Annotated in this window: 20 protein-coding genes and 2 tRNA genes; 14 read left to right on the top strand and 8 right to left on the bottom strand. The window is 56.3% G+C overall.

Features of this window, described 5'->3' with window-relative positions; all coding sequences use genetic code 11:
* Nucleotide 1: 1 nt before the first annotated feature.
* Nucleotides 2-970: a hypothetical protein gene (locus ACDI13_RS05040; protein WP_316990843.1), complete on the top strand. Its 969-nt coding sequence runs from the start codon at nt 2-4 to the stop codon at nt 968-970.
* Between the two features lie 219 nt (nt 971-1,189).
* Here the strand turns inward: ACDI13_RS05040 and ACDI13_RS05035 are convergent.
* From ACDI13_RS05035 to ACDI13_RS05025, 3 genes are all read right to left on the bottom strand, one after another.
* A tRNA-Met gene (locus tag ACDI13_RS05035) sits at nt 1,190-1,266 on the bottom strand.
* Between the two features lie 536 nt (nt 1,267-1,802).
* Nucleotides 1,803-2,021 (bottom strand): hypothetical protein, encoded by a 219-nt coding sequence (locus tag ACDI13_RS05030; protein ID WP_372372821.1) that lies wholly within the window; start codon nt 2,019-2,021, stop codon nt 1,803-1,805.
* 70 nt (nt 2,022-2,091) lie between these two features.
* A tRNA-Met gene (locus ACDI13_RS05025) sits at nt 2,092-2,168 on the bottom strand.
* A gap of 132 nt (nt 2,169-2,300) precedes the next feature.
* On the opposite strand from ACDI13_RS05025, the gene scpB reads away from it, so the two are divergent.
* From scpB to ACDI13_RS04970, 11 genes are all read left to right on the top strand, one after another.
* Nucleotides 2,301-3,242 carry an SMC-Scp complex subunit ScpB gene (scpB, locus tag ACDI13_RS05020; protein ID WP_372372819.1) on the top strand — a complete coding sequence of 314 codons (942 nt, stop codon included), beginning with the start codon at nt 2,301-2,303 and terminating at the stop codon, nt 3,240-3,242.
* A 2-nt stretch (nt 3,243-3,244) separates the two neighbouring features.
* Nucleotides 3,245-5,071, top strand: a complete 1,827-nt coding sequence (gene rluB, locus ACDI13_RS05015; RefSeq protein WP_316990845.1) for a 23S rRNA pseudouridine(2605) synthase RluB — start codon at nt 3,245-3,247, stop codon at nt 5,069-5,071.
* Between the two features lie 334 nt (nt 5,072-5,405).
* Nucleotides 5,406-5,897: a ribosome maturation factor RimP gene (gene rimP / locus ACDI13_RS05010; protein WP_316990846.1), complete on the top strand. Its 492-nt coding sequence runs from the start codon at nt 5,406-5,408 to the stop codon at nt 5,895-5,897.
* Entirely contained in the window at nt 5,894-7,378 is a 1,485-nt protein-coding gene (nusA, locus tag ACDI13_RS05005) for a transcription termination factor NusA (protein ID WP_316990847.1), read from the top strand. Before rimP ends, nusA begins: the two co-directional genes overlap by 4 nt.
* A gap of 66 nt (nt 7,379-7,444) precedes the next feature.
* The gene (gene infB, locus ACDI13_RS05000) at nt 7,445-10,501 is read left to right on the top strand and encodes a translation initiation factor IF-2 (protein WP_372372816.1); all 3,057 of its coding nucleotides are present in this window, start codon (nt 7,445-7,447) and stop codon (nt 10,499-10,501) included.
* Between the two features lie 3 nt (nt 10,502-10,504).
* Complete coding sequence (rbfA, locus tag ACDI13_RS04995) at nt 10,505-10,918, top strand: 30S ribosome-binding factor RbfA (protein WP_316989149.1); 414 nt, start codon at nt 10,505-10,507, stop codon at nt 10,916-10,918.
* Nucleotides 10,919-10,951: 33 nt separating this feature from the next.
* On the top strand, nt 10,952-11,704 hold the full coding sequence (gene truB, locus ACDI13_RS04990; RefSeq protein WP_316989150.1) for a tRNA pseudouridine(55) synthase TruB: 753 nt from the start codon (nt 10,952-10,954) through the stop codon (nt 11,702-11,704).
* A gap of 3 nt (nt 11,705-11,707) precedes the next feature.
* Entirely contained in the window at nt 11,708-13,525 is a 1,818-nt protein-coding gene (typA, locus tag ACDI13_RS04985) for a translational GTPase TypA (protein ID WP_316989151.1), read from the top strand.
* 360 nt (nt 13,526-13,885) lie between these two features.
* Entirely contained in the window at nt 13,886-15,076 is a 1,191-nt protein-coding gene (locus tag ACDI13_RS04980) for an FAD/NAD(P)-binding oxidoreductase (protein ID WP_316989152.1), read from the top strand.
* Between the two features lie 14 nt (nt 15,077-15,090).
* Nucleotides 15,091-15,285: a hypothetical protein gene (locus tag ACDI13_RS04975; protein ID WP_316989153.1), complete on the top strand. Its 195-nt coding sequence runs from the start codon at nt 15,091-15,093 to the stop codon at nt 15,283-15,285.
* Nucleotides 15,257-15,550 (top strand): DUF1641 domain-containing protein, encoded by a 294-nt coding sequence (locus tag ACDI13_RS04970; protein ID WP_316989184.1) that lies wholly within the window; start codon nt 15,257-15,259, stop codon nt 15,548-15,550. The genes ACDI13_RS04975 and ACDI13_RS04970 overlap by 29 nt, the downstream gene beginning before the upstream one ends.
* A 75-nt stretch (nt 15,551-15,625) precedes the next feature.
* Here the strand turns inward: ACDI13_RS04970 and hisM are convergent, their stop codons facing one another.
* The 4 genes from hisM to ACDI13_RS04950 all read right to left on the bottom strand — a co-directional run bounded on the left by hisM (nt 15,626) and on the right by ACDI13_RS04950 (nt 18,598).
* Nucleotides 15,626-16,327, bottom strand: a complete 702-nt coding sequence (gene hisM, locus ACDI13_RS04965) for a histidine ABC transporter permease HisM (protein WP_316989154.1) — start codon at nt 16,325-16,327, stop codon at nt 15,626-15,628.
* The gene (locus ACDI13_RS04960) at nt 16,327-17,016 is read right to left on the bottom strand and encodes an ABC transporter permease subunit (RefSeq protein WP_316989155.1); all 690 of its coding nucleotides are present in this window, start codon (nt 17,014-17,016) and stop codon (nt 16,327-16,329) included. Before ACDI13_RS04960 ends, hisM begins: the two co-directional genes overlap by 1 nt.
* A 16-nt stretch (nt 17,017-17,032) precedes the next feature.
* Nucleotides 17,033-17,827: an ABC transporter substrate-binding protein gene (locus ACDI13_RS04955; RefSeq protein WP_316989156.1), complete on the bottom strand. Its 795-nt coding sequence runs from the start codon at nt 17,825-17,827 to the stop codon at nt 17,033-17,035.
* 102 nt (nt 17,828-17,929) lie between these two features.
* Nucleotides 17,930-18,598, bottom strand: a complete 669-nt coding sequence (locus ACDI13_RS04950) for a TIGR00730 family Rossman fold protein (protein WP_316989157.1) — start codon at nt 18,596-18,598, stop codon at nt 17,930-17,932.
* On the opposite strand from ACDI13_RS04950, the gene polA reads away from it, so the two are divergent.
* Nucleotides 18,597-21,314 (top strand): DNA polymerase I, encoded by a 2,718-nt coding sequence (gene polA, locus ACDI13_RS04945; RefSeq protein ID WP_316989158.1) that lies wholly within the window; start codon nt 18,597-18,599, stop codon nt 21,312-21,314. The two genes, ACDI13_RS04950 and polA, sit on opposite strands and share 2 nt — an antisense overlap.
* A gap of 103 nt (nt 21,315-21,417) precedes the next feature.
* On the opposite strand, the gene ACDI13_RS04940 is transcribed toward polA, so the two are convergent.
* Nucleotides 21,418-23,082: a Na/Pi cotransporter family protein gene (locus ACDI13_RS04940; RefSeq protein ID WP_316989159.1), complete on the bottom strand. Its 1,665-nt coding sequence runs from the start codon at nt 23,080-23,082 to the stop codon at nt 21,418-21,420.
* A gap of 208 nt (nt 23,083-23,290) precedes the next feature.
* On the opposite strand from ACDI13_RS04940, the gene ACDI13_RS04935 reads away from it, so the two are divergent.
* Nucleotides 23,291-24,244: a prolyl oligopeptidase family serine peptidase gene (locus ACDI13_RS04935; protein ID WP_316989160.1), complete on the top strand. Its 954-nt coding sequence runs from the start codon at nt 23,291-23,293 to the stop codon at nt 24,242-24,244.
* Nucleotides 24,245-24,279: the final 35 nt, after the last annotated feature.

The following is a 24,279-nucleotide window of genomic DNA, read 5'->3' as shown; positions in this document are numbered from 1 at the left end:
CATGAAGAAAAAAATTGCCTTGATATTAGGGGGCGCGATGGTGCTGGCCAGTTCAGCCCAAGCGGGGCCTGCTTGTGAGTATTTGCGTCATTATGTCGCGTTGCAGCCGCAATCAGGTGACGAGCTTCAGATGCAGGATCGGGATGGAGCTTGTCGAGTCCAGAATGGGCAGTGGTCGGCTGGTTTTTCGTCCATGTTGTTGGCTTTCGATGAGCTTGTGTTGCGCGATGAGGGGGTGGCTGTACTTTCCGAGCGGCAAGCTGTTCCAGACTCCATGGATCTAAACGTAAGCGGAATCTATGTTCTGACAGGGCGTTTTCCTGGGCAGGATTACGTGATGCGTCTGCAAGCCAAACCGATGGATTTTTCTCTCAAGTACACGTGGAATTCGGCTTCGGCGCAATTGTATTTGGAGCAGGTTCGACTGCGTAGTCAGCATCTGCGTGAGGTTCGTATTCAGGCGCAGTTCGGGATTGAGTCGGCAGCAGGGCGTGCCTTGGGGCCGGACGAACTTGAGCAGGCCGAACTTAAAAGCCTGAGTCTGTATCTGGATAATCAGAATCTGATCCAGTCCATGGTCATCCCCCCATTGGTTATGAATATGAGCATGTACGAGGATCCGCGCCCGGGTATTGAGAAGGCCTTGTTGGCAGCACGCACTTCTGTACAACTGATGCCTGACTCGGTTGCGGATCGGGACAGTCGCGATGCTTTGCTGGCATTTATTGCTCAGCTCCCCGCACCCAAGGGGCGTTTGAGCTTGGAGGTGACCATGGATCCTCCCTGGCCTGCGACCCGCCTGGAGTCTGGCTTGTCTATGGATCAAATGCGTAAATTGATGTCCGGCCTGAACGTGCAGGCCAGATTCGATACGGGGCAAGAAGTCCCTTCTGCCTATGTCTGGCTACGCGATCAGTTGCGTTATGGTTTGAAGTGGTTTGGCCTTGCCAAGGCCGACGCATCGAATTGATCGGGCGCCAAGCATTGTCGGCCTTTAGGGGGCTGGCAGTGCTTTTCTGGCTGTTGCGCTATGTAGAGTGGGTGTTGCCCAACACACGCTCTGGTTCTGGGTACCAAAAGCATCGAGGCCATGTTGCTTGGTTTGTTGCAAGCAGTAGGGCCTGAAATGATGAGCGTCCCGAGGCAGGACGAAAAAAAACCGCCGCATAAGCGACGGTTTTTTTAAATATGGTTGCGGGGGCAGGATTTGAACCTACGACCTTCGGGTTATGAGCCCGACGAGCTACCATGCTGCTCCACCCCGCGTCAGAAAAATAACTATAACATAGTTTTTGATTATGTACATAGTGTGGCGTGTTTATTTCATTAATATTTGGCGATTGCCGTCGGGAAGGGCATGAAGGCAGGATAAAACGGCCCTCAATTTTCTTGCGTCTTGCTGGTCGCAATGGTGTAATACGGACTGTGCTTACAGGTTCAGCCGGATTGGCATTTCTAAAAGCTCAAACGCGCAAGCGGCTCCCTGTATAGCGACCAGTTCTTGATGGCTGGCATCTGGCTTTGATAGCAGTCGGCTCCCCTACTAGGCGGGATGTCCCGGCAAAACGAATTTCTCTGTTTCTGGCTTTGCTTCAGGTTTAGGCAATCGATAACCCCTGCGGTGGTCTGTTGGTGCCTTGATATTGGCATTTGACCATGTAGACCTGTCGCCCCGATCAGTTATTGCCCCAAACGTTGTTGTGCTGTTTTCGCGTTCCGCTAATCAGGACCGCTAATTCAAATCCCGTCCGATAGGGCTTGCGGACATACTCATCATCAGCATGTGTGCTTACACAACATTTTTAATTGCTTTTAAAGCGGCTGTTTCTGGTTTGAGCCAGGGCGGTGGGCTTGTGTGCGCTTCCGGCCCTGTGCAAGGCCCGATAGCGGCGATGGTGATTCAGATGCGTGCTGTGGCCGCTGTGGTGGCCTTTGCTTGGGCTGGGATTATTGCTGCGGTGTTGATGGCTGGCCTGCGTGTTCTGGCTGTGGGCTGTGCCGCGCACAAGATTGATGATCAACACCGCGGGCAACAAAAAAGCCAGCGCGAATTGGCTGGCTTGTTTGATTTTGCTAGGCAGTTCCGGATGATGGTTGCGGGGGCAGGATTTGAACCTACGACCTTCGGGTTATGAGCCCGACGAGCTACCATGCTGCTCCACCCCGCGCCGTAAAAGATAAATACTAACATGGAATTTTTGCTTTATGCAAGTATCGCCAGAAAGTGAGGCTTCCCAGCAGTGACTGAAAGTGAAATAATCCGAGTCCTGGAGACGGCTTTGCTGTGTGCACAGCAGCCCATGAACAGCGCCGAGTTGCGCAAAATGTTTGTCTCCCCGCCGCTGAGCGCGGATGATCTGCGCCGTTATCTGGCTATCTTGCAATTGGATTGGAAAGAGCGAGGCCTGGAGTTGGTTCAGGTTGCCTCGGGTTGGCGCTTTCAAAGTCGCCCGGCCATGCAAGTGTTTTTGTCCCGTCTGAGTCTGGAACGCGCGCCCAAGTATTCGCGGGCTGTGCTGGAAACCTTGGCGATTATTGCTTGGCGGCAACCTGTAACCCGTGGGGATATTGAGGACATACGGGGTGTCAGCGTATCGACTCAAATTGTGCGCACCTTGGAAGATCGGGGCTGGATTGAGGTGCTGGGCTATCGTGATGCGCCCGGACGTCCGGCATTGCTGGGAACGACCCGTCAGTTTCTGAATGATCTGGGCCTGCGTTCTTTGGATGAATTGCCTTCGGTTGAAACTCTGGATTCCCTGGATGTATTGACATCCTTGCCAAACGGGCAAGCGGCAGCATCGGCTGATCAGGGGCAAGACAAAGAGCCGGGTCAAGAACTGGACCAGCAGCCGGATCAACAGCAGCAGGGTAAGGATCATCAGGGCCAGGAGCAGGCGGCAGAGCTGGGTGCGCAAGAGTCTGCATCTGTGGTGGCGCAGCAGACTGGTCCGGAAGCAGGGCAAGAAATAGAACAAGAAGCAGAACAAGACGCTGCTTTGGAAGTGAGCGTGGAGCCGCTACAGGCTGTTGCTGCTCAACTTGAACTGGAGTCCGAAGCGGATTCTGATTCAGGTAGTCAGGACAAGTTGCTTGAGGCAGTTTCAGAAGCGGAACTGCCACAAACGGAACAAGCTGAAGTGAATACGACACCGGACCCCGTGGATGAGGCCCAGGCTGCGGCTGGCCTATCGGATGTACAGGTACCGGATGAAATAAAAAACTCTGGAGTAAATGATTAAAAATGACTGATTCGCACGAGACGAACACAGCCTCTACATCGGACGCCTCAGGCGCGGCCGAATCCAAGAATCCCCGCGCGAAAGGCCAGGGGCGCAAATTGCGCACGCCGTTTCGCCGCCGTCGTGGTGATGCCGCTCAAGAGTCGGCTCCTCGCCAGAACGACGAGGTCCAGGCGGCCGCTCCAAGTGAAGCCAAGGCCCGTCCAGCTCGCCCACAGAATAATCGTCGCAAACCCGCCTCGGCCGGTCGTCGTCAAGAGGCACGCGGTGGCGCTGGCAAGCGCCCCGGTAGCAGCCAGGAAGCTCGCTACTCGAATCCGGCTGATGATGCACCCGTTGTGATCTTGGATGGTGATGATGACATCGCATTCAGCCACCTGGACAAGCAAAATCGCCTGTCACAGCGTTTGGGTAAATACATGGGCAGCGAACTGGTGCAGCCCAAATTGCACAAGGTGCTGGCAGAGGCCGGTATTGGTTCGCGCCGCGATATGGAAGAGTTGATTGTGGCGGGCCGTGTTTCGGTGAATGGTGAACCGGCTCATATTGGGCAACGTGTCAGTGTAGACGACAAGGTGCGTATCAATGGTCAGTTGATCAATCGTGCCAATACCAAACGTCCTCCACGCGTGATTCTGTATCACAAGCCTGCAGGCGAAATTGTCACGCACGACGATCCCGAAGGCCGTGCCACCGTGTTTGGTCGTCTGCCTTCCCTGAAAGTGGGCAAGTGGTTGTCGGTTGGTCGTCTGGATTTGAATACCGAAGGTTTGTTGATCTTCACCACATCAGGCGATATTGCCAACCGTATGATGCATCCGCGCTACGGTGCCGAGCGTGAGTACGCAGTACGTGTTTTGGGTGAACTGAGCGAAGAGCAAATGCAGTCCATGCGCGATGGCGTGCAGTTGGAAGACGGCGTGGCCAAGTTCGGCCTGATCGAATTCCTGGGTGGTGAGGGCAGTAACCGTTGGTATCGCGTCACCATTCATGAGGGCCGTAACCGCGAAGTGCGTCGTATGTTTGAAGCCATGGGTGTGACGGTCAGCCGTTTGATCCGTACCCGTTTTGGTGATGTTGGTCTGCCCAAGAATTTGCGCCGTGGTCGTTGGGAGGAGTTGGATGCGGATGTCGTGATGGCATTTATGCTGCGCCTGGGCTTGGTGAAAGAATCGGATGACGCTGGTGGTCATCAGCGTCGCGAACGTCAGCCCCTGTCTCATGACAGTGCCTTGCCTCCTGGTTTCGGTACGCTGGAGAACAACGGTCTGAGCGGTGCTCGTATGGGGCGTGGTGGTCGTGTGGCGGGTCGCGGTCGATCCTCGAATAATGTGCGTGTGAATGAGTCCGTCAGCGGCGCTTTGTTCATCAGCGGTGGTTTGGCCAATGGTCACCCTGATGGCGGCCGTCGTGAGCACGGTGGCCAAGGGCGAGGTGCTCCACGGGGTGGGCAGGGTGCTCGTGGTCAGCAGCGCGGTCGTTCGGCAGAAGGGCGTTCTTCGGAAGGCCGTTCGCATGAAGGCCGCGGCCGCGAGGGGCGGACGCAGGAAGGGGCGCGTGTACATAATGGCCGCCGCCCAGCGCGCGGAGACCAGGCGCGCGGCGAGGGGCGTAGTGATCAAGCCCGTGGTGGTCATGCTCGCGGTGCCCAGGAAAGTCGTGCGCCCTCGGCTCGTCGCGCAGCTTCCGGTCGTGCGGGTGCTGGGCAATCGCCCAAGGCGCATGTGAAGAAAACAACGGTGGTGCGTCGTGTCAGTCGTCGTGATGATGACTGGCAGCCAGCCAGTTCGGCGGCCCATGAATCCCACTTGGGGCGCGGGCGTCGGTAACGCTAAGTCGCACGGACTTTGAGTTTGTGGCCCGAACCCTGCGGTTTGGGCCTGTAAGGCCGTGTGAATGCACGTATTTTCCGGTTTTCTGGTAGAATATAGAACTTGGCTCAGAGACGTTTGTGTCGGCTGGGTCTTTTTTGATGCTGCGCGCCAGCGAATAGGGCGGTCTTTCAAAGCAAAGTCAAGGCAAAGACCGCGTGGATCATCCGGTTCGGTTGCGCCTGCAACTATCCCGATTTGACGTTGGCAATGCGCAAGGCCAGGGCCCGCTTGATTTTCAAGCGTGCATGGTGACCATGGGCTGGCGTACAGCCCATTTTTTTTGGATTTTATGGCAGACATTCTAGCTTTGGCACAAGAGACCCTGGCGGGTACCGAGTACGAACTGGTGGACGTGGAGCGTGCGCCGCTAGGCTTGCTACGTATCATCATCGATCACCCGGAAGGGGTGCGTATCGAACACTGTGAATGGGTGTCTAAACAACTGTCGCGCGTTTTCGAAGTGGAAAACGTGGACTATCAACGCATGGAAGTGACGTCGCCCGGGGTGGATCGCCCCTTGTTGCGCGTTGCTGACTATGTGCGTTTTTCGGGTGAGCGGGTGCAGGTGCGCCTGCATGAAGCACTCGATAATCGGAAAGTGTTTGTGGGTACGCTCCACGCTCCTGAAGGGGCGCTACCGGCTAGTGTTCCGCTGGATACCGTTTTTAGGCTGGAACTGGACGAAGCATCGGGCAAGCTGACGCAGGTCGAATTCACCTATGACCAGGTGGATCGTGCCAAATTGGATCCCGTTCTTGATTTCAAGGGTAAGAAGCGATGAGTCGCGAAATTCTATTGCTGGTCGATGCGCTGGCGCGTGAAAAATCTGTAGCGCGTGATGTCGTGTTCACCGCGCTCGAAAGCGCCTTGGCCTCGGCCATGAAAAAGCGCTTCAAGGAAGATGTCGATATCCGTGTGGAAATCGACAGGGAAACCGGCGCCCACGAAGGCTTCCGGCGCTGGCTGGTCGTGCCCGATGAGGCCGGCCTGCAAGAGCCTGATAAACAGGAAATGCTGTCGGACGCCCAGGAAATCGATCCCGAGCTGCAAGTGGACGATTACATCGAAGAGCCACTCGAGCCTATCGAGTTTGGCCGTATCGGTGCCCAGGCGGCCAAACAGGCCATTTTGCAAAAAATCCGCGACGCCGAGCGCGAACAGGTTCTGAACGACTTCCTGGAGCGTGGTGAAACCATTGTTTCCGGTACAGTCAAGCGCATGGATAAGGGCGATGCCATTATCGAAATGGGCAAGATCGAAGCACGCTTGCCTCGTTCGGAGATGATCCCCAAGGAAAATATCCGCGTGGGCGACCGTGTTCGTGCCTGGGTGCAGAAAGTGGATTATGCCGCTCGTGGTCAACAGGTCATCTTGTCGCGTACGGCCCCTGAGTTTATTAAAGAGCTGTTCGAGAACGAAGTGCCCGAGATCGAACAGGGCCTGCTGGAAATCAAGGCTGCTGCCCGTGATGCGGGTGTGCGTGCCAAGATCGCCGTTATCGCTTACGACAAGCGTATCGATCCCATCGGTACTTGTGTGGGCATGCGCGGTTCGCGCGTTACTGCAGTGCGTAACGAGCTGGGTGGCGAGCAGGTCGATATCGTGTTGTGGGCCGATGATCCGGCCGAATTTGTGATTGGTGCTTTGGCGCCGGCGCATGTCGAATCCATTTTGGTGGACGAGGACAAACACGCCATGGACGTGGTGGTAGACGAAGAAAACCTGCCCAAGGCGATTGGTTCGCGTGGTCAGAACGTGCGTCTGGCATCGGAGTTGACTGGCTGGCAGATCAACATCATGACACCGGAAGAAAGCCGCAACCGCCAGGACGAAGAGCGCGAAGAATTGCGCGCCATGTTCATGTCCCGCCTGGATGTGGACGAAGCCGTGGCCGATATTCTGATCGACGAAGGGTTTACCGGTCTGGAGGAAATTGCTTACGTACCGTTGCAGGAACTGCAGGATATCGAGGCTTTTGACGAGGAAACCGTCAACGAGCTGCGTGCCCGCGCCCGCAATGCACTGCTGAGCGAGGCCATTGCCAAGGAAGAATTGGTACAGACCGCAGTCAAGGAACTGGCAGGAATCGAGGGCATGACGCCTGAACTGATCGCTGTACTGGCTGAAAACGAGATTACAACGCTGGATGAACTGGCGGAACTGGCAACGGACGAGCTGTCCGAGATGACCGGCCTGGCGCAAGATGCGGCCAGCGACCTGATCATGCGAGCCCGTGCCCACTGGTTTGACGACGAGGCCTGATATGTCTAGCTAGGTCCGCGCGTTGTATTCATTGAGAATAGTTGTAGTAAAGCAAGAGAGAGTCGAATGTCGAGTAACACTGTCGCCCAGTTCGCTCAAGAACTGAAAATGCCTGCGAATGTTCTGCTGGAGCAGTTGCGTAGCGCAGGTATTGAGCTCAAATCAGTTGATGACGCCATCACTGATTCGGATAAGGCGAAGCTGCTTGAATCGTTGCGCCGCTCGCACGGCAGTCAGGAAGGTCAGAAGATCACCCTGACTCGTCGTCAAACATCGGAGATCCGTCAGGATGACGGGTCGGGTCGTTCCCGCACGATTCAGGTGGAAACACGCAAAAAACGTGTGTTTGTAAAGCGTGATCCCTCCGAGCTGGTGGCAGAAGCCAATGCGGCATTGGCCCAGGAAAATGCAAAGGAGCAAGCGGCTCAGGCCCAAGCGGCCAGTCAGGAAAAACCGGCTGTTGAACAGGCGCCCGCCGCGCCTGTCAACGAGCCCGTGGCTCCTGTGCTTGCTGCTCCTGAAACGCCGGTGCAGGAGCAAGCCCCTGTCGAGTCCAAGCCTGAACCCAAGCCAGAGCCTGAACCCGAAGTGGTCGCAGTCCCTGAGCCGACTCCTGTTGCAGAGCCCGCGCCTGAACCAGCCGCTCCTGCAGAGCCCGTTGTGGTCGCGCAGGAAAAACCAAGCCAAGCCGAGCCCCAGCCTCAGGAACAGGCCCCAGTTGCATCGGAACCGTCCGAAGCCGCCGCGGAGCCTGTTCAGGAAAGGGCCGAATCGGCTCCCTCTCCTACGGCCCAGGAAAAGCCTGTGGAATCTACTAAATCTGTAAACGACGCCCGTCAAGCTAACTCTGTGAATAAAAATCAGCACCCTCAAGGGACAAAAGCCCCCACTTCGACTGGAAAACCTCGGGATATGGCCACCAACAGCCAGCGCCGTGCCGTGCGTGGCCCGGTGATTCCTCCTGTTGCCGCCGATGTGGAGCAAGACCAGGATCGTGATCGTGCCCGTAAGGCCGCAGAGGCGGAAGCCGCTGCGTTGCGCGATATGTTGAACCGTCCTCGTAAAGTCTTGCGTGCTCCCGAGCCAGAGGCTGATAGCAAACCAGGTGCCAAGGGTGCCCAGAAGAAAGATGTCAAAGGCACCAAGGCTGAGAAGGCCCCGGGCAAACCCGTCAAGACCGACAGCACGCCTGGTTGGACCAATGACGCCAGCCGCAAGAAGCAGCCTTCCAAGGCTGATGTGGCCTCCGCCGGTGCGGGTGGTGGCCGTGAAGGCTGGAAATCCAACGCCAAGGCCGGTCGTGGCAAGGGTGGACGTGGTGGCCGCAATGCTCAGGTAGAGCGTCGTGAACCACAAGTGGCAGAATTCATTGCCCGCGAAGTACACGTACCCGAAACCATTTCCGTCAGCGATCTGGCCCACCGTATGGCCGTCAAGGCAGCCGAGGTGATCAAGCACCTGATGAAATTGGGTCAGATGGTTACCATCAACCAGGTCCTGGATCAGGAAACGGCCATGATTCTGGTCGAAGAGCTCGGTCACAAGGCCATTGCCGCCAAGCTGGACGATCCTGAAGCCTTCCTGGTGGATACCGATGCCCAGAACGATGCCGAACTCAAGCCTCGTGCTCCAGTGGTAACCGTGATGGGTCACGTTGACCACGGTAAAACCTCGCTGCTGGACTACATCCGTCGCGCCAAGATTGCGTCGGGCGAAGCCGGCGGTATTACGCAGCACATCGGTGCGTACAACGTTAAAACGGATCGCGGCACCGCCACCTTCCTGGATACCCCCGGTCACGAAGCCTTTACGGCCATGCGTGCTCGCGGTACCAAAGCAACGGATATCGTGATTCTGGTGGTGGCTGCGGATGACGGCGTGATGCCTCAGACGCGTGAAGCCATTCACCACGCTCGTGCCGCTGACGTGCCGCTGGTGGTGGCAATCAACAAGATCGACAAACCCGAAGCCAACCCAGAGCGCGTCAAGCAAGAGCTGGTGGCCGAGGAGGTGGTGCCCGAAGAATACGGTGGTGATGTGCCCTTTATTCCTGTGTCGGCCAAGAGCGGCCAGGGCATCGACGAGTTGCTGGAAAACGTCCTGCTGCAAGCCGAAATGCTGGAGTTGAAGGCGCCAGTTGATGCGCCTGCCAAGGGTACGGTTATTGAAGCCCGTCTGGACAAGGGGCGTGGTCCAGTGGCCACCATTCTGGTTCAGAGCGGTACTTTGAACCGGGGCGACAGCGTGCTGGTTGGTGCCTCTTTCGGCCGCGTTCGCGCCATGTTGAACGAAACGGGCAAGTCGCTGACCTCTGCAGGTCCGTCGATTCCGGTGGAAATTCAGGGTCTGACCGAAGTGCCCGCAGCAGGTGACGAATTGGTTGTGATGGCTGACGAGCGTAAAGCCCGCGAGATCGCTCTGTTCCGCCAAGGCAAGTTCCGTGATGTGAAACTGTCGCGCCAACAGGCCGCCAAGCTGGAGTCCATGTTCGACAACCTGGGCGAAGGTACGCAAACCCTGTCGCTGATCATCAAGACCGACGTGCAAGGTTCACAAGAAGCTCTGGTGCAGTCGCTGGTCAAGCTGTCTACCGACGAAGTGCGTGTGGTCGTTGTACACGCCGCTGTGGGTGGCATCTCCGAGAGCGACGTCAACCTGGCGATTGCCTCCAACGCGGTGGTTATTGGCTTTAACGTTCGTGCCGAGCAAAGCGCCAAGAAACTGGCTGAAGCCAACGGTATTGATTTGCGTTACTACAACATCATTTACGATGCGGTGGACGAGGTTAAAGCGGCTCTGTCTGGCATGTTGGCTCCCGAGCAGCGCGAAGAAGTCATCGGTATGGTCGAAATTCGGGAAGTCTACAACGTGTCACGCATTGGTAACATCGCCGGGTGTATGGTTACCGAAGGTGTGGTTCGCCGTGACTCGCAAGTCCGCTTGCTGCGTAACAACGTGGTGCACTGGAGTGGCTACCTGGATTCCCTGCGCCGCTTCAAGGACGATGTCAAGGAAGTGCGTTCCGGCTTCGATTGCGGTATCACACTGCGTGGCAACAACGACATCCAAGTGGGCGACCAGCTTGAGATCTTCGAGATCAAAGAGATCGCCCGGACACTGTAATTTATGGCACGACACAAGTCCAAACCAAACCCAGGGCGCAATCTGCGCCTGGCCGACCAGATCCAGAAGGATCTGGCGGTCCTGATCCAGCGCGAGATCGATATGACCCGCGCTGGTCTGATTACCTTGACTGGCGTGGAGCTGTCTCCCGATTACGCACACGCCAAAGTGTATTACTCGGTGCTGGGCGCCGAGCCCGAAGTCGCCCAGGCGGCTTTGACCGAGAAGGCCGGTTGGTTGCACTCGCTGCTGTTCAAGCTGCTGCATATCCACACGGTTCCTACTTTGCATTTTCATCACGACCGACAGTTGGAACGCGGCATGGAGCTCTCCAGGCTCATCGACAGCGCCAACCAGGCCGATAGCGAATTAGCTGGCTCAGCGTCCAAGTCGGACGAGCCAGACCAACAGCCCTGACGCGGCTGTTGTTTCTTCACGGATTGACACACGATGGCTACGCGAAAACGCGGGCAGTTGATTGATGGTGTGCTGCTACTGGACAAGTCCGACGGAATGTCCAGCAACCACGCTTTGCAGCGTGCCCGCCGCACTCTGGATGCCCGCAAAGCAGGCCATACTGGAACCCTGGACCCGTTTGCAACGGGCCTGCTGGTTTGCTGTTTTGGCCGGGCTACCAAGATTTCCGCCACGATGCTGGAAGCAGACAAAGCCTATGAAGCTACCTTGCAGTTTGGGCAGGAAACCGATTCAGGTGACTTGACCGGCAATGTGGTGTCCCAGGCTCCGGCAGATGTTGCCGGTGTCACCCTCGAGGCGCTGGAAGCAGTATTGCCTGCTTTCCGAGGACCCATTACCCAGGTGCCGCCCATGTATTCCGCGCTCAAGCGCGATGGCAAGCCCCTGTATGAATATGCCCGTCAGGGTATAGAGCTGGAACGTGAGGCACGACATCTCGTGATTCACGATTTGCAGGTGCAAGACTTTACGCCGCAATCGGCACGTTTGTTTGTACGTTGCAGCAAGGGAACCTATATTCGGACCCTGGCGCAAGACATTGGACGTGCTCTGGGGTGTTTTGCCCATCTGACGGCCTTGCGCCGGACAGAATTAGGACCTTTTCATATCGACGACGCCTATACCCTGGACGGGTTGCAGGCGATGGAAGACCCGATGTCGGCCTTGCTGGCCATCGAGAGCTTGCCTACCGAGATTTTGCCCAAAAAACTTCAATCAGAAGGATGAGTTATGAGACGCGCATTGCGCAATGTGGCCATTATTGCCCACGTTGACCACGGGAAGACCACCCTGGTCGATCAATTGTTGAGACAGGCAGGTACGTTCCGTGACAACGAACATATCTCCGAACGTGTCATGGACTCGGGCGATATCGAGAAAGAACGCGGTATTACCATTCTGGCGAAGAACTGTGCCGTTGAATACGAAGGCACCCACATCAACATTATCGACACCCCCGGTCACGCCGACTTCGGTGGCGAGGTCGAGCGCGTGCTGTCCATGGTTGACGGCGTGCTGTTGCTGGTGGATGCGGTGGAAGGCCCCATGCCTCAAACCCGTTTCGTGACTCGTAAAGCGTTGGAACTGGGTCTGCGTCCGATTGTGGTGGTCAACAAGGTTGACCGCCCCGGCGCCCGTCCTGACTTCGCGATCAACGCCACGTTCGACCTGTTCGACAAACTGGGCGCGACCGACGAGCAGTTGGACTTCCCCATCATTTACGCATCGGGTCTGTCGGGTTATGCCGGTTTGACCGAAGATGTGCGCGAAGGCGATATGCGTCCTTTGTTCGAGGCTATCTTGCAGCACGTGCCCCAGCGCGAAGACGATGCTGACGCTCCGTTGCAGTTGCAGATCTGTTCGTTGGACTACAGTTCCTACGTGGGCAAGATCGGTGTAGGCCGTGTGAACCGTGGTCGCGTGCGCGCTGCCCAGGACGTGGTCGTGAAATTTGGTCCTGATGGCGAAGTCATCAAGGGCCGTATCAACCAGGTTTTGAAGTTCAAGGGGCTGGAGCGTGTATCAGTGGATGAAGCCGAAGCCGGTGATATCGTGCTGATCAACGGTATTGAAGAGCTGGGCATTGGTTGCACGGTGACCGATCCTGCTCATCAGGACGCCTTGCCTTTGCTGCGCATTGACGAGCCTACTCTGACGATGAACTTCATGGTGAACACCTCGCCTCTGGCTGGCCGTGAAGGCAAGTTCGTGACCAGCCGTCAGTTGCGCGATCGTTTGGACCGCGAACTGAAATCCAACGTGGCGCTGCGGGTTAACGAAACCGACGACGACACCGTCTTTGAAGTGTGTGGTCGTGGCGAGTTGCACTTGACCATTCTGATCGAAAATATGCGTCGTGAAGGCTACGAAATGGCCGTATCGCGTCCACGCGTGCTGATTCGTGAAGAGAACGGCGTCAAGATGGAACCCTACGAGCAACTGACCGTGGACGTGGAAGACGGCCATCAAGGTGGCGTGATGGAAGAGCTGGGTCGCCGTCGCGGTGACTTGCAGGATATGGTTGCCGATGGCCGTGGTCGTACACGCCTGGAGTACCGTATTCCCGCCCGTGGCCTGATCGGCTTCCAAGGCGAGTTCATGACGCTGACACGCGGTACTGGCTTGATGAGCCATACTTTTGACGAGTTCCGTCCTATGCGTGAAGGCGCGGTTGGTGAGCGTCGTAACGGCGTGCTGATCAGTCAGGACGACGGCGATGCCGTGGCCTACGCCTTGTGGAAGCTGCAGGATCGCGGTCGCATGTTCGTATCCCCCGGTGATGCGCTGTACGAAGGCATGATCATCGGTATTCACAGCCGCGACAATGATCTGGTGGTTAACCCCATCAAGGAAAAGAAACTGACCAACGTGCGTGCCTCTGGCAAGGACGAGCACATTGATTTGGTTCCACCTGTCCGCTTGAGCCTGGAGTACGCCGTGGACTTCCTGGATGATGATGAGCTGGTTGAAGTGACTCCCAAGTCCATTCGCCTGCGCAAGCGTTACCTGAAAGAACACGAGCGCCGTCGCAGTCAACGAGAAAGTTAATTCCTCGGGTTTTGCGATAGGAGAAAACGCCTGCTTGATGCAGGCGTTTTTTTTATCCTATAGTGGCAGGGTTGGGCCATATGTGAGAAAGTTATTAAGAAGCTGGGGCATATACATCATTGCCCCAGCTTGTTTTTTAAATCGGCAAAGGGTGTGGGATAAATAAATTTGATTGAATAAGCCATCAAAAAAAAACAGCCGTTTTAATTTCTGCTTAATACCTATTTGATACAAACTGGCTGGACACATTACCAAGCTCGCTTTGCATAGTCTCAGTGGTCGCTGTGTATCATCCTGTTTTTCTTGGCTTTTAGTAAATCAGGGTGCGCTTCACAGTTTCCCCCATTAAGGAGAATACTGATGGTGCAGCATATTGTGATTGTAGGTGGTGGTGTTGGCGGTACGATGACGGCCAATCATTTGGTAACCAAGCTATATCCGGAAATTCGCTCGGGTAAAGTCCGCATTACCCTGTTGTCCAATTCCCCCTGGCATTATTACAAGCCTGCTTTTATGTATGTGGCTTTTGATGCCTTTTTCCGGGATGAGCTACGGCGACCGCAAATTTCTCTTTTACGTCCCGAAATTGATTTCCAACTGGAGGAGGTCACTGGTTTCGACTTCAAGGCCAGCCGTCTGCACTGCGCCAGCGGCAAGAAGATCGATTACGACTATCTGGTGCTGTCTACCGGCTGCGTCCCCTCACCGGAAAAAATCGAAGGCCTGAAAGAGGGCGGTGATCACTTCTATCAACACGCTCCTGCGCGTCAACTGGCGGACCGCCTGAGCAAGTTGGAAAAGGGCCGTGTGCTGATTACGGTGACTTTTCCTAAAACCCATAACGTGCCCCACCAGTGCGGGATTGCCCCGGTGGAAACTACCTTGATGCTGGACGAGTACCTGCGTCGCCGTGGTGTGCGTGACAAGGTGGAGATTGCCTACACCTACCCGACAACCTCCCAACTGCTGCGCAATTGTTTGTTCTTGCAAAACGAGGTTTGCCAAGTGCTGCCCCCGATTTTTGGGGATCGCGACATCAAGCATCAGCGTGGTTTCACCTTGAATCGTGTGGACCCGGAGCGCAAGATTGCCTACTCCGAAGAAGGAGGGGAGGAGCCTTTCGATATTTTGATGGCGACACCTCCGATTACGGCCGTGCCTGTGGTGCGCGACTCGGGCATTTCGCAAGCAGCGGACAACGAAGGCTGGGTGCCTACGGATCACCAGACAATGAAAGTGCTGGGCCTGGACAATGTGTATGTACTGGGCGATACGGTGGACTTGCCTATCAGCAAAGCCGGTGGTTCTTGCCACAACCAGTCTCCTGTCGTCGTCAATAACCTGGCCTCGGAGCTGCGTTTCGGACGCACGTGTGACGAATACGATGGCCGGGTGGTGGCAGTGGCACAAATGGGTCTGGAGGGCGGCATGCCGCTCTGGTACGACTACAAGGAGGATGTGCATCCTACGCCGCCCACCAAGCTGGGTGGCTTGCTGCGCAAGGGTTTTAACCGGGGTATTTACTGGGCCGTGGCCCGTGGCTTGGTCTAATTCAGGAGAGACAGATGAATTCGGTATCGGATAAATCCTTGAATCCCGGTGATGCGGGCGCTGCTCAGAAGGCCCCTTCTGCCCTGGAGAGCCTGCTGGGAGAAGATCCGGGCATCAAGGGCCTGGATGAGTTGATCGGCAAGATCGAACCCTTGCTGGCGGGGGGGGCGTTTGAATCGGGTGGTGGATGTGGTGTCCCTGCTGGCTGATCTGGTCGATATGAGCGACGACTATATGCTCGAAAAACTCATGAAGGGCTTTGAGGAGGGGGTAGGGGCCGCCTGGTCGGTTGGCAACGCTGCACGTATGGCTGCGGACCAGGTGAGGGCTACCGAGACAACCCCGACCCTGATGGGGCTTATACGCCTGGCCAAGGAGCCGGAAGTGCGACGTGGTCTGACGTTCTTTCTGATGATGGCCGGTGTGATGGGGCGCCAGATGCGCTATCAGAACCTGGACCATATGGGGGATTGATACGGTAGCTGTATCGCTAAAGAAAAATGGGCCGCTTTTGCAAGCAGCCCATTTTTTTGTTCAGTACCTCAGCACTTAGTGATTCAAAAATGCCATCTGGCGCTTTTCCACAATACGGAAAGCACCCACCAAAATAAAGGACACGCACAGGTAAATCAGTGCAGCAATCCCGTAGGAGGTAAAGGTCTGGTACGTGGCCGCATTGGCATCTCGCGCGATCTTGAGCAAGTCAGGAACCGTGGCGGTAAAGGCCAGCGAGGTAGCATGCAGCATCAGGACCACTTCATTGCTGTAAGCAGGCAGGACACGGCGCAGGGCTTGCGGCAAAATTACACGGCGGTACAAGGTCCAGCCGGACATGCCATAGGCGCGGGCCGACTCGACTTCGCCAGGAGGCATGGACCGGATGGCACCGGCAAAAATCTCGGTGGTATAGCCCACGGTATTCAAGGTCAGTGCCAGAACCATGCAGTTAAAGCCGCTCATGAAAAAGGCTTCCAATGCAGGCACGGACTTGACGATGGCCAGCTTGTACATGGCGGTGTAGATCAGCAGAATCTGCACGTACAAGGGGGTGCCACGGAAAAAATAGGTGAAGGCACCGATAGGGCGCGACAGCCAGGCCTTGCCCGAAACACGGCCAATGGCCATGAAAATAGACAGGAAAAAGCCGATCACGACCGAGATCACCAGCAGCCACAGTGTCATGGCCAAGCCCGAGAGCTGACCATTGCTTTGGTACAGGTAGGCGCGCCAAAATTCGTTCAGGACATCCATTAGAACTGCGCTCCTTTCACGCCAATGTTATAGCGACGCTCCAGGTAGCTCAGCCCGATATTGCTAATGGCGGTCAGGCCCAGATAGATCAGGGCGGTGAGGCCAACAAAAAGGAAGGAGTTGAAGGTCGCATTGCCAGCGTTTTGCGCAATCTTGACCACATCGCTCAGGCCGATCAGGGACACCAGCGCGGTGGATTTGAGCAGGATTTGCCAGTTATTGCCCAGTCCGGGCAGCGCGTAGCGCATCATTTGCGGGATCTGGATGCGGTGCAGAACTTGCCAGGGGCTCCAGCCACAGGCCTTGCCGGCTTCCATCTGGCCTTTGGGGATGGCCATCAGGGCACCGCGGAAGGTCTCGGCAAAGTAGGCGCCATAAATAAAACCCAGCGTGACCACACCGGCACCGAAGGGATCGATCTCGATCATGTCCCATTCCAGCCAGTCAGTCAGCTCGTTCAACCAGATCTGCAGGCTGAAAAAGAACAACATCAAGAGCACCAGATCCGGGACGCCCCGAATCAAGGTGGTATACAAACCGCCCACCCAACGCAGCAGCGAAGCGCGGGACAGTTTCATCAGGGCAGCGACCAGACCCAGAACCAGGGAAACCAGCAGTGAAAGCACGGCGAGCTTGATGGTTTCCCAGGTGCCGACCAGCAACTGCGGCCCATAACCGTAAAGCAACATGGTTCAGGTATCCAGGTCAGGGCGCGATGCGAATGTTGTCTTTTTGGAAGTATTTGTCGGCAAAGGTCTGCATGGTGCCGTCGGCCTTCATTTCGCGCAGAACTTCATCAACGGTTTTTTTGAGCTTTTTGTTGCCCTTGCGAATGCCCATGGCAATGGGTTCGTTCAAAATGGGGCTGTCGTCCACGGTGCTGCCGGTCAGTTCAAAATCGGCACCAGCCGGTTTGCTCAGAAAACCTTCAATGGCATTCTGGGCTTCCTGGAAGGTGGCATCAACGCGGCCACCGGCCAGATCATTGAAGGCGTCGGTATAGCTGGGGTAGGCCACAATGGTGACGCCGTTATTGGCCCAGTTCTGGCGCGCATAGGTTTCCATGGTGGTGCCTTGCTGCACACCGACACGTTTGCCTTTGAGCGATTCGGCGGTGGGCTCCAGACCGCTGCCTTTGCGTGCGGCCAGGCGAACCGGCACGATGTACATGGGCTCGCTAAAGTCGATAACCTTGGCGCGTGCCTCAGTAGCCGTCATGGTGGAATTGGCCAGATCGAATTTGCGGGCTTGCAGGCCGGGGATCAAGCTGTCAAAGGACTGATCGATCCAGACGCACTTGGCCTGCAGGCGTTTACAGATTTCGTTGCCGATGTCGATATCAAAGCCTTGCAGCTCGCCACTGGGGTTCAGAAATTCGAAGGGGGGATAGCCCGCTTCTGTGGCAAAACGGATTTCGGTCGGCTCGTCTGCGTAAGCGGCAGCGGGCACCAAGGCACTGCAAAAAGCCACCATCAGGAGGCGGGCAAGTAGTTTGTTCATGTGGAGGACTCCGGCAAATATCGACTAGCTTGTGGCATTCAATACGAATTCGGCCCTGCTGATGGAGGGCCGAAGAAAGACTGCAAATTTAACCCGTACGCCTTACTGGGGCAATGCGGGTTCCGCCCTAGGCAGCACGCAGCACTGCTTGATGTAGCCCATGACCTCGTCCAGATCGTCGGTCAGGACCAGCAAATTCAGGTCTTTGGGGCCAATCAGACCCATTTCCATTAAATGCTCACCAATCCAGTCGATCAGGCCGGACCAAAAGGAAGTGCCGATCAGTACAATGGGGGCGGGTGGGACTTTGCCTGTTTGAACCAGGGTCATGACTTCAAACAGCTCGTCCAGGGTACCGAAGCCGCCCGGCAGGGCAATGTAGGCCCAGCTGTGCATGAAAAAGGTGGCCTTGCGCGAGTAGAAGTACTCGAACTGAAGACTGTGTGTCTGGTAAGGGTTGTTGGTGGTTTCGCGGGGCAGGCGTATATTCAGGCCAACACTTTGCCCGCCTGCTTCGTACGCGCCTTTATTGGCCGCTTCCATCAGGCCAGGGCCGCCGCCCGCAATCAGGGTGACGCCCGCTTCGGCCAGACGACGGCCCAGTTCCTGGGCCAGTTCGTAGTAAGGATGACCGGGTTTGATGCGTGCGCTGCCGAAAACACTCACGCCAGCGCCCATTTCTTTTAATGTATCGACCGCAGTTTGCAGTTCCTTCATGATGGTAGGAATCTGCTCAGAGGCCGGTAAACGGACGATTTTATTGTTAGACATGAAAAAAACCTTGTTGCTCGTTGATGGTTCCAGCTATCTGTATCGAGCGTACCATGCGATGCCCGATCTGCGAAACGCGCAAGGCCAGCCTACAGGCGCCTTGTACGGGGTCATCAATATGCTGCGCCGCTTGTTACAGGATTATCAGGCGGACTATATGGTATGCGTTTTTGATGCCAAGGGCCGCACTTTCCGGGACGATCTGTACGATCAATACAAGGCTAACCGACCTTCCATGCCCGAAGACATGGCGGTGCAAATAGAGCCTATTCACAAAGCGGTACGCGCCATGGGTTGGCACCTGATTTGTCAGTCCGGGGTAGAGGCCGACGATATTATCGGTACGCTTTCTCGTCTGGCTGCGGAAAATGGCATCGAGACCGTGGTGTCGACCGGGGATAAGGACTTGGCCCAGTTGGTCAATGAGCATGTGCAGTTGGTCAACACCATGAGTAACGAAAAGCTGGATGTAGAAGGCGTTACCAGCAAATACGGCGTGCGCCCGGATCAGATTATCGATTATTTGATGCTGATTGGCGACACTTCGGACAATATTCCCGGTGTCCCCAAAGTGGGCCCCAAGACGGCCGCCAAGTGGCTGGCCGAGTATGGCAGCCTGGACGAGTTGTTGCAGCATGCCGACAAAATCAAGGGGGTGGCCGGCCAGAACTTGCGCGATTTCAGCGCCAATTTTGAAATGACGCGCAAGCTGGTCACGGTCAAGCTCGATTGCGAGGTGCCCGGCTTTACGGGGGATTTCGAGGCTTTGGAGCCGGAGCCGCGTGACAATGCCACGTTGCAGAATATTTACGAGACTTATGGTTTTCGCACCTGGTTGCGCGAACTGACGGATGATCCTAAACGGGTGCCTGCCCAGGATGCTCGTGTCGAAGCTGAAACGCCTGCAGCCCCCGCTGAGCTGGATTACCAGACCGTCACGACTAAAGAACAGTTGCAGTCCCTGCTAAGCCTGCTGGAAAAGGCCGAGCTGGTGGCGCTGGATACGGAAACCACGTCGCTGGACCCTTTGATGGCGCGCATGGTGGGTTTGTCTGTATCGGTTAAGGCGGGTCAGGCTTTCTATGTGCCGGTCGCCCACCGTGGTTCGCTGGATGTAGAGCAACTGGATAAAGAGCATGTGCTGGAAACCTTGCGTCCTTGGCTGGAGAATGCTGAGGCGGCCAAGGTCTTGCACAATGCCAAATACGATACCCATGTCCTGCTGAATGAAAAAGTCAGCCTGCGCGGTATCCGCGAGGACACCATGTTGCAGGCGTATGTTCTGCAATCGCACAAGCGTGTCGGCATGGAAGAGTTGGCCTTGCAATGGCTGGGCCTGAAAGGTGCGTCTTACGAGGATATCTGCGGCAAGGGTGCCAAGCAGATCGGCTTTGACGAGGTGGATATTCAGGTGGCCTCGCAGTACGCCTGCGAAGATGCAGACTACACTTTGCGTCTGCACCAGTGCCTGCGCCCTCAAGTAGCCAAGGAAGAGGGGCTGGAACGTATCTATTTGCTGGAAGTGCAGGCTTCGGACGTGCTGACCATTGTGGAGCGCAATGGCGTCAAGATTGATGTGCCGACCTTGGCGCGTCAAAGCCACGAGCTGGGCCAGAAAATGCTGGAGCTGGAAAACAAGGCCTACGAACTGGCCGATCAGCCCTTCAATATGAACTCTCCCAAGCAAGTGGGCGAAATTCTGTTCGGTAAGCTGGGTATCCCGGTGGTGCGTAAAACGGCCAGCGGTGCTCCCTCTACCGACGAGGATGTCTTGACCCGCTTGGCTCAGGACTACCCTTTGCCGCAGGTGCTGTTGGAGTACCGTGGCCTGGCCAAACTCAAGTCCACCTACACGGACAAGCTGCCCAAAATGGTGAACCCGGATAGTGGCCGCGTACATACCCGTTATGCACAAGCTGCCGTCATTACCGGGCGTCTGGCCTCTTCCGACCCCAACTTGCAGAATATCCCGGTGCGTACGGCAGAAGGTCGTCGTGTTCGCGCCGCCTTTGTGTCTGCACTGGGCAAAGTGGTCTCGGCTGACTATTCCCAGATCGAATTGCGTGTGATGGCGCATGTGTCGGGCGACGCCAATTTGCAGCAGGTCTTTGAGCAGGGTGGGGACGTACACACGGCCACCGCTGCCGAGATCTTTGGGGTGGATGCCAAGGACGTCAGCTCTGATCAGCGCCGTGCGGCCAAGGCGATTAACTTTGGTCTGATCTATGGCATGGGTGAGTTCGGCCTGGCCAGCAATCTGGGCATTACCCGCGATGCGGCCCGTGCCTATATTGATCGTTATTTTGCCCGCTACCCCGGCGTGGCCAGCTACATGACGCGCATCAAAGCGCAGGCGCACGAGCAGGGTTATGTGGAAACCGTGTTTGGTCGCCGCCTATGGCTGCCTGAACTGAAGGGGGCGAAAGGACCGCGCATGGCCGGTGCAGAACGCGCTGCGATTAATGCGCCTATGCAGGGTACTTCGGCTGATCTGATCAAGATGGCCATGGTGGCAGTGCAGCGTTGGCTGGAAGAAAAGGGTTTGCGCACGCAGATGGTCATGCAGGTTCATGACGAACTGGTATTTGATGTGCCCGAGGACGAACTGGATACGCTGCGTGAGAACCTGCCTGGTTTGATGTGCAATGTGGCCAAGCTGGATATTCCGCTGGTCGCTGAAGTGGGTGTCGGTGATAACTGGGAGCAGGCTCACTAAGGCTTTCTGGCAAGCTCAAGGAAAAGGCGACCTGATGGTCGCCTTTCTGTTTCTGAGTAGCTGGAATTTCGTGGGCAGGGCGTTGTAAGCCCTGATGATCTGTCTAGTCTTCGTTGGAGCGAACCCGGTTAGGGAGCAATTCGTCGTGCTTGGCCAGAATCGGATAGGCTGCGGCGCTGACCAGATAGGAGTTGATGGTGCGCACGTCACGCAAAATCTCCAGATACAAAGAGCCTTGCTCGGCAACGTCCAGTTGACCGGCCTTGATCTTGCGAAGATGACGGTCTGCGGCCGCCACCTCCAGCTCACGGAAGAAGTCTTTTTCAAAGGCCAGGAAGCGGGCTGTTTTTACGTCCTCGGCGACAAACAGGGCTGCGGCCTGACGCTGGTTGCGAATCAGCCTGTCCATGACCTTGCCAATCTCGGCTTGTTCTTCCGCTTGCAGTATCCATCCTTGTTTGCGCAGCTTGGCCGTATGGCTGAGCAGACCATTGACGCTGATGGTGGCGGCGTGCGAGATATTGGTGGAAAAAGTCAGAATATCGTTCAGGCGACGCGTATCTTTCTTGTTCAGGTTTTCCTGGTCCATGCTGGCCAGATAGGTGGTGATCAGCGGCTCCAGACGGTTGACGGCATTGCTGATATAGCGCGCATGGTTAATGCTTTGGGCACTATTGTTCAGCATGTTTTGACGAGCCGTATCCAGGATCTCCTGCAGCATATCGGACAGGCGCAATGCTTCCCGCGCCGCATTGCCCAAGGCCACCGCGGGGACCTCCTGGGCGGATTGGTCCAGATACAAGGGCAGGCCAGGATCGTCGGGGTCGGTGCGACGGGGCAGATAGCGGCTCAGTAAGCGTGAATAGGGCTTGAGCAATGGCAGGAACAAGGCGGCTACGGCCAGATTGAAGAAGGTATGGAAGTTGGCCACAGCCCGCGCTGGGTCATCGGTAAACCAGTTCATCAAATCTGGAATCCAGGGCAGCAAAATCATGCCGATCAGGCAACCAAACACACGCGTGCCCAAGTTACCGATGGGCAGGCGTTTGTTGGCTGGGTCCTTGGTGCCGCCTGCCCCTTCCAGAATTGGGTTGATGGCCGTCCCTACGTTGGCGCCCAGCACCAGCGCGTAGGTTAGTTGTGGGTCCATATGCTGATGGCTGGCCAGCGAGATGATCAACACGACAATGGCTACGCTGGAGTGTGCGGCCCAGGTCAGCAGGGCCGCCAGCAACATGCCTGTCATGGGACTGCTTGCCAGTGCTTCCAGAATGGTTTCCAGCAGGGGGGCGTCCTGAATGGGCGAGAACAGGCCCACCAGTTCGTGCAGGGACAGCAGCAAAAGGCCCAGACCAATAAAGACGCGGCCCAGATCGCGCCGGCGTCCAGGCTCTTGCGAGCGGAACAGCCAGACACCCAGAAGAATCAGGGCAGGGGCCAGGGCAGTCATCTTGAAGGACAGCAATTGCACGATCAGCGTCGTGCCGACATTGGCGCCCAGCATGGCGGCCAGGGCTGGAACCAGGGCGACCATGCCGGTGGCCGCAAAGCTGGTAATCATCAGCCCGGTGGCGGTACTGCTTTGAATGGCGGCAGTAATGGCTGCACCTGCAAAAAAAGCGCGACGAGGGCGGCCCAGCGCGTGACCCATCCAGATGCCCAGTTCGGCACCGAATGCGCGTTGCACACCGCTTTGCACCATGTGGATACCCCACAGCAGCAAAGCGATATACCCCCCGAAATCGAGAAGTGCGAAGATTTCTTTCATTGTTAAATAATAGCCCAGCGCATCTTACAAGCGTGAGACTCAGGATTCAGGGAAGCACTCCCAGGCCTGAGGGGGCTGTTAAGCGACTCCGAGGCCAAGTCTGCTGGTCTTTTCGGGTAACACGTGTATTGGCTGCTGGCCTTTTGTCAGGGCGTTAGTTAGTCTTTTTTTTCATCCATTCCTGATCATTTTGTGCCACAGTACGGTCATGGAATATTCAATTTCTTTAGCCCGCCTGGCGGGCTTTGTTGTCTTGGGTGTCTTTGGGGGGGTGGCCCGGCAGGTTCATGCACACGTGCAACCATACGAATTGGCGCGTCCGGATGGCAGTGCCATTCATTATTATGTCCAGCCTGCTATCGCGCCCCAGAGCGGGGTGCGTGAACTGCTCTTGATTGTTCAGGGCTCGGATTGCAATAGTGTGGCGCATAAGAGCCTTGTCTGGGAAACCCTGGCCAAGACCCGCCCGCAAGCCCAGGTGCTTGCCGTAGAAAAATATGCGCTGACGGCCGCTTTGTCTGCCAGCGATGAGTCTGAGCGCAGTGACTGCCCGGCAGACTATATTCAACACGATCATCCTCAGCAACGTGTCGCGGACCTGGATGCGGTTCTCAAACAACTGCAAAGCCAGACCCACTATGACAAGATTTTTGCCTTGGGTGGCAGCGAGGGAGCCGTAATTGTTCATTTGCTGGCGGCCCAGACTTCTTATTTGGATGCGGTAGTCAGTTTTAACGGGGGTGGGCGCTGGTTTCAGGATGATGTGCTCTATAGTGCCTCAGCCCAAGAGATGCCCGCTGATGACAAGCAAGCCATGCTCGATGGCTTGGGTGACTTTTTGCAACAGGCCAAAGCTGGATTGGATACTGAGATGAGTCAGCATGGACGCGATTGGTGGCAGCAAATGCTGAACCTGGATCAAGCAGAGGTGCTAGGACGGATTGGCATTCCTGCCCTGATCATTCAATCCGGGCGCGATAGCTCGGTTTCGCCGCAAGCGGCTGCAGAGATGGTGGCTCATGTCGATAACCCGTTCTTGGTGTGGCGCACCTATCCTGATCTGGATCACGTCATGAAACAGGCCGATGGTCGCTCGGCCATGCCACAGGTCGTAGGCGATATTGCCCACTGGCTAAACCAGCTCAAGCGTGACATCCCTTAAGTTTTTTAGGGTTGACACTATGATGATTTGCCGTA

Source organism: Alcaligenes faecalis (assembly GCF_041521385.1).
Classification (GTDB): domain Bacteria; phylum Pseudomonadota; class Gammaproteobacteria; order Burkholderiales; family Burkholderiaceae_B; genus Alcaligenes; species Alcaligenes faecalis_E.
Note: the sequence above shows the minus strand (reverse complement) of the source record. Positions and strands in the feature narration are given on the sequence as shown.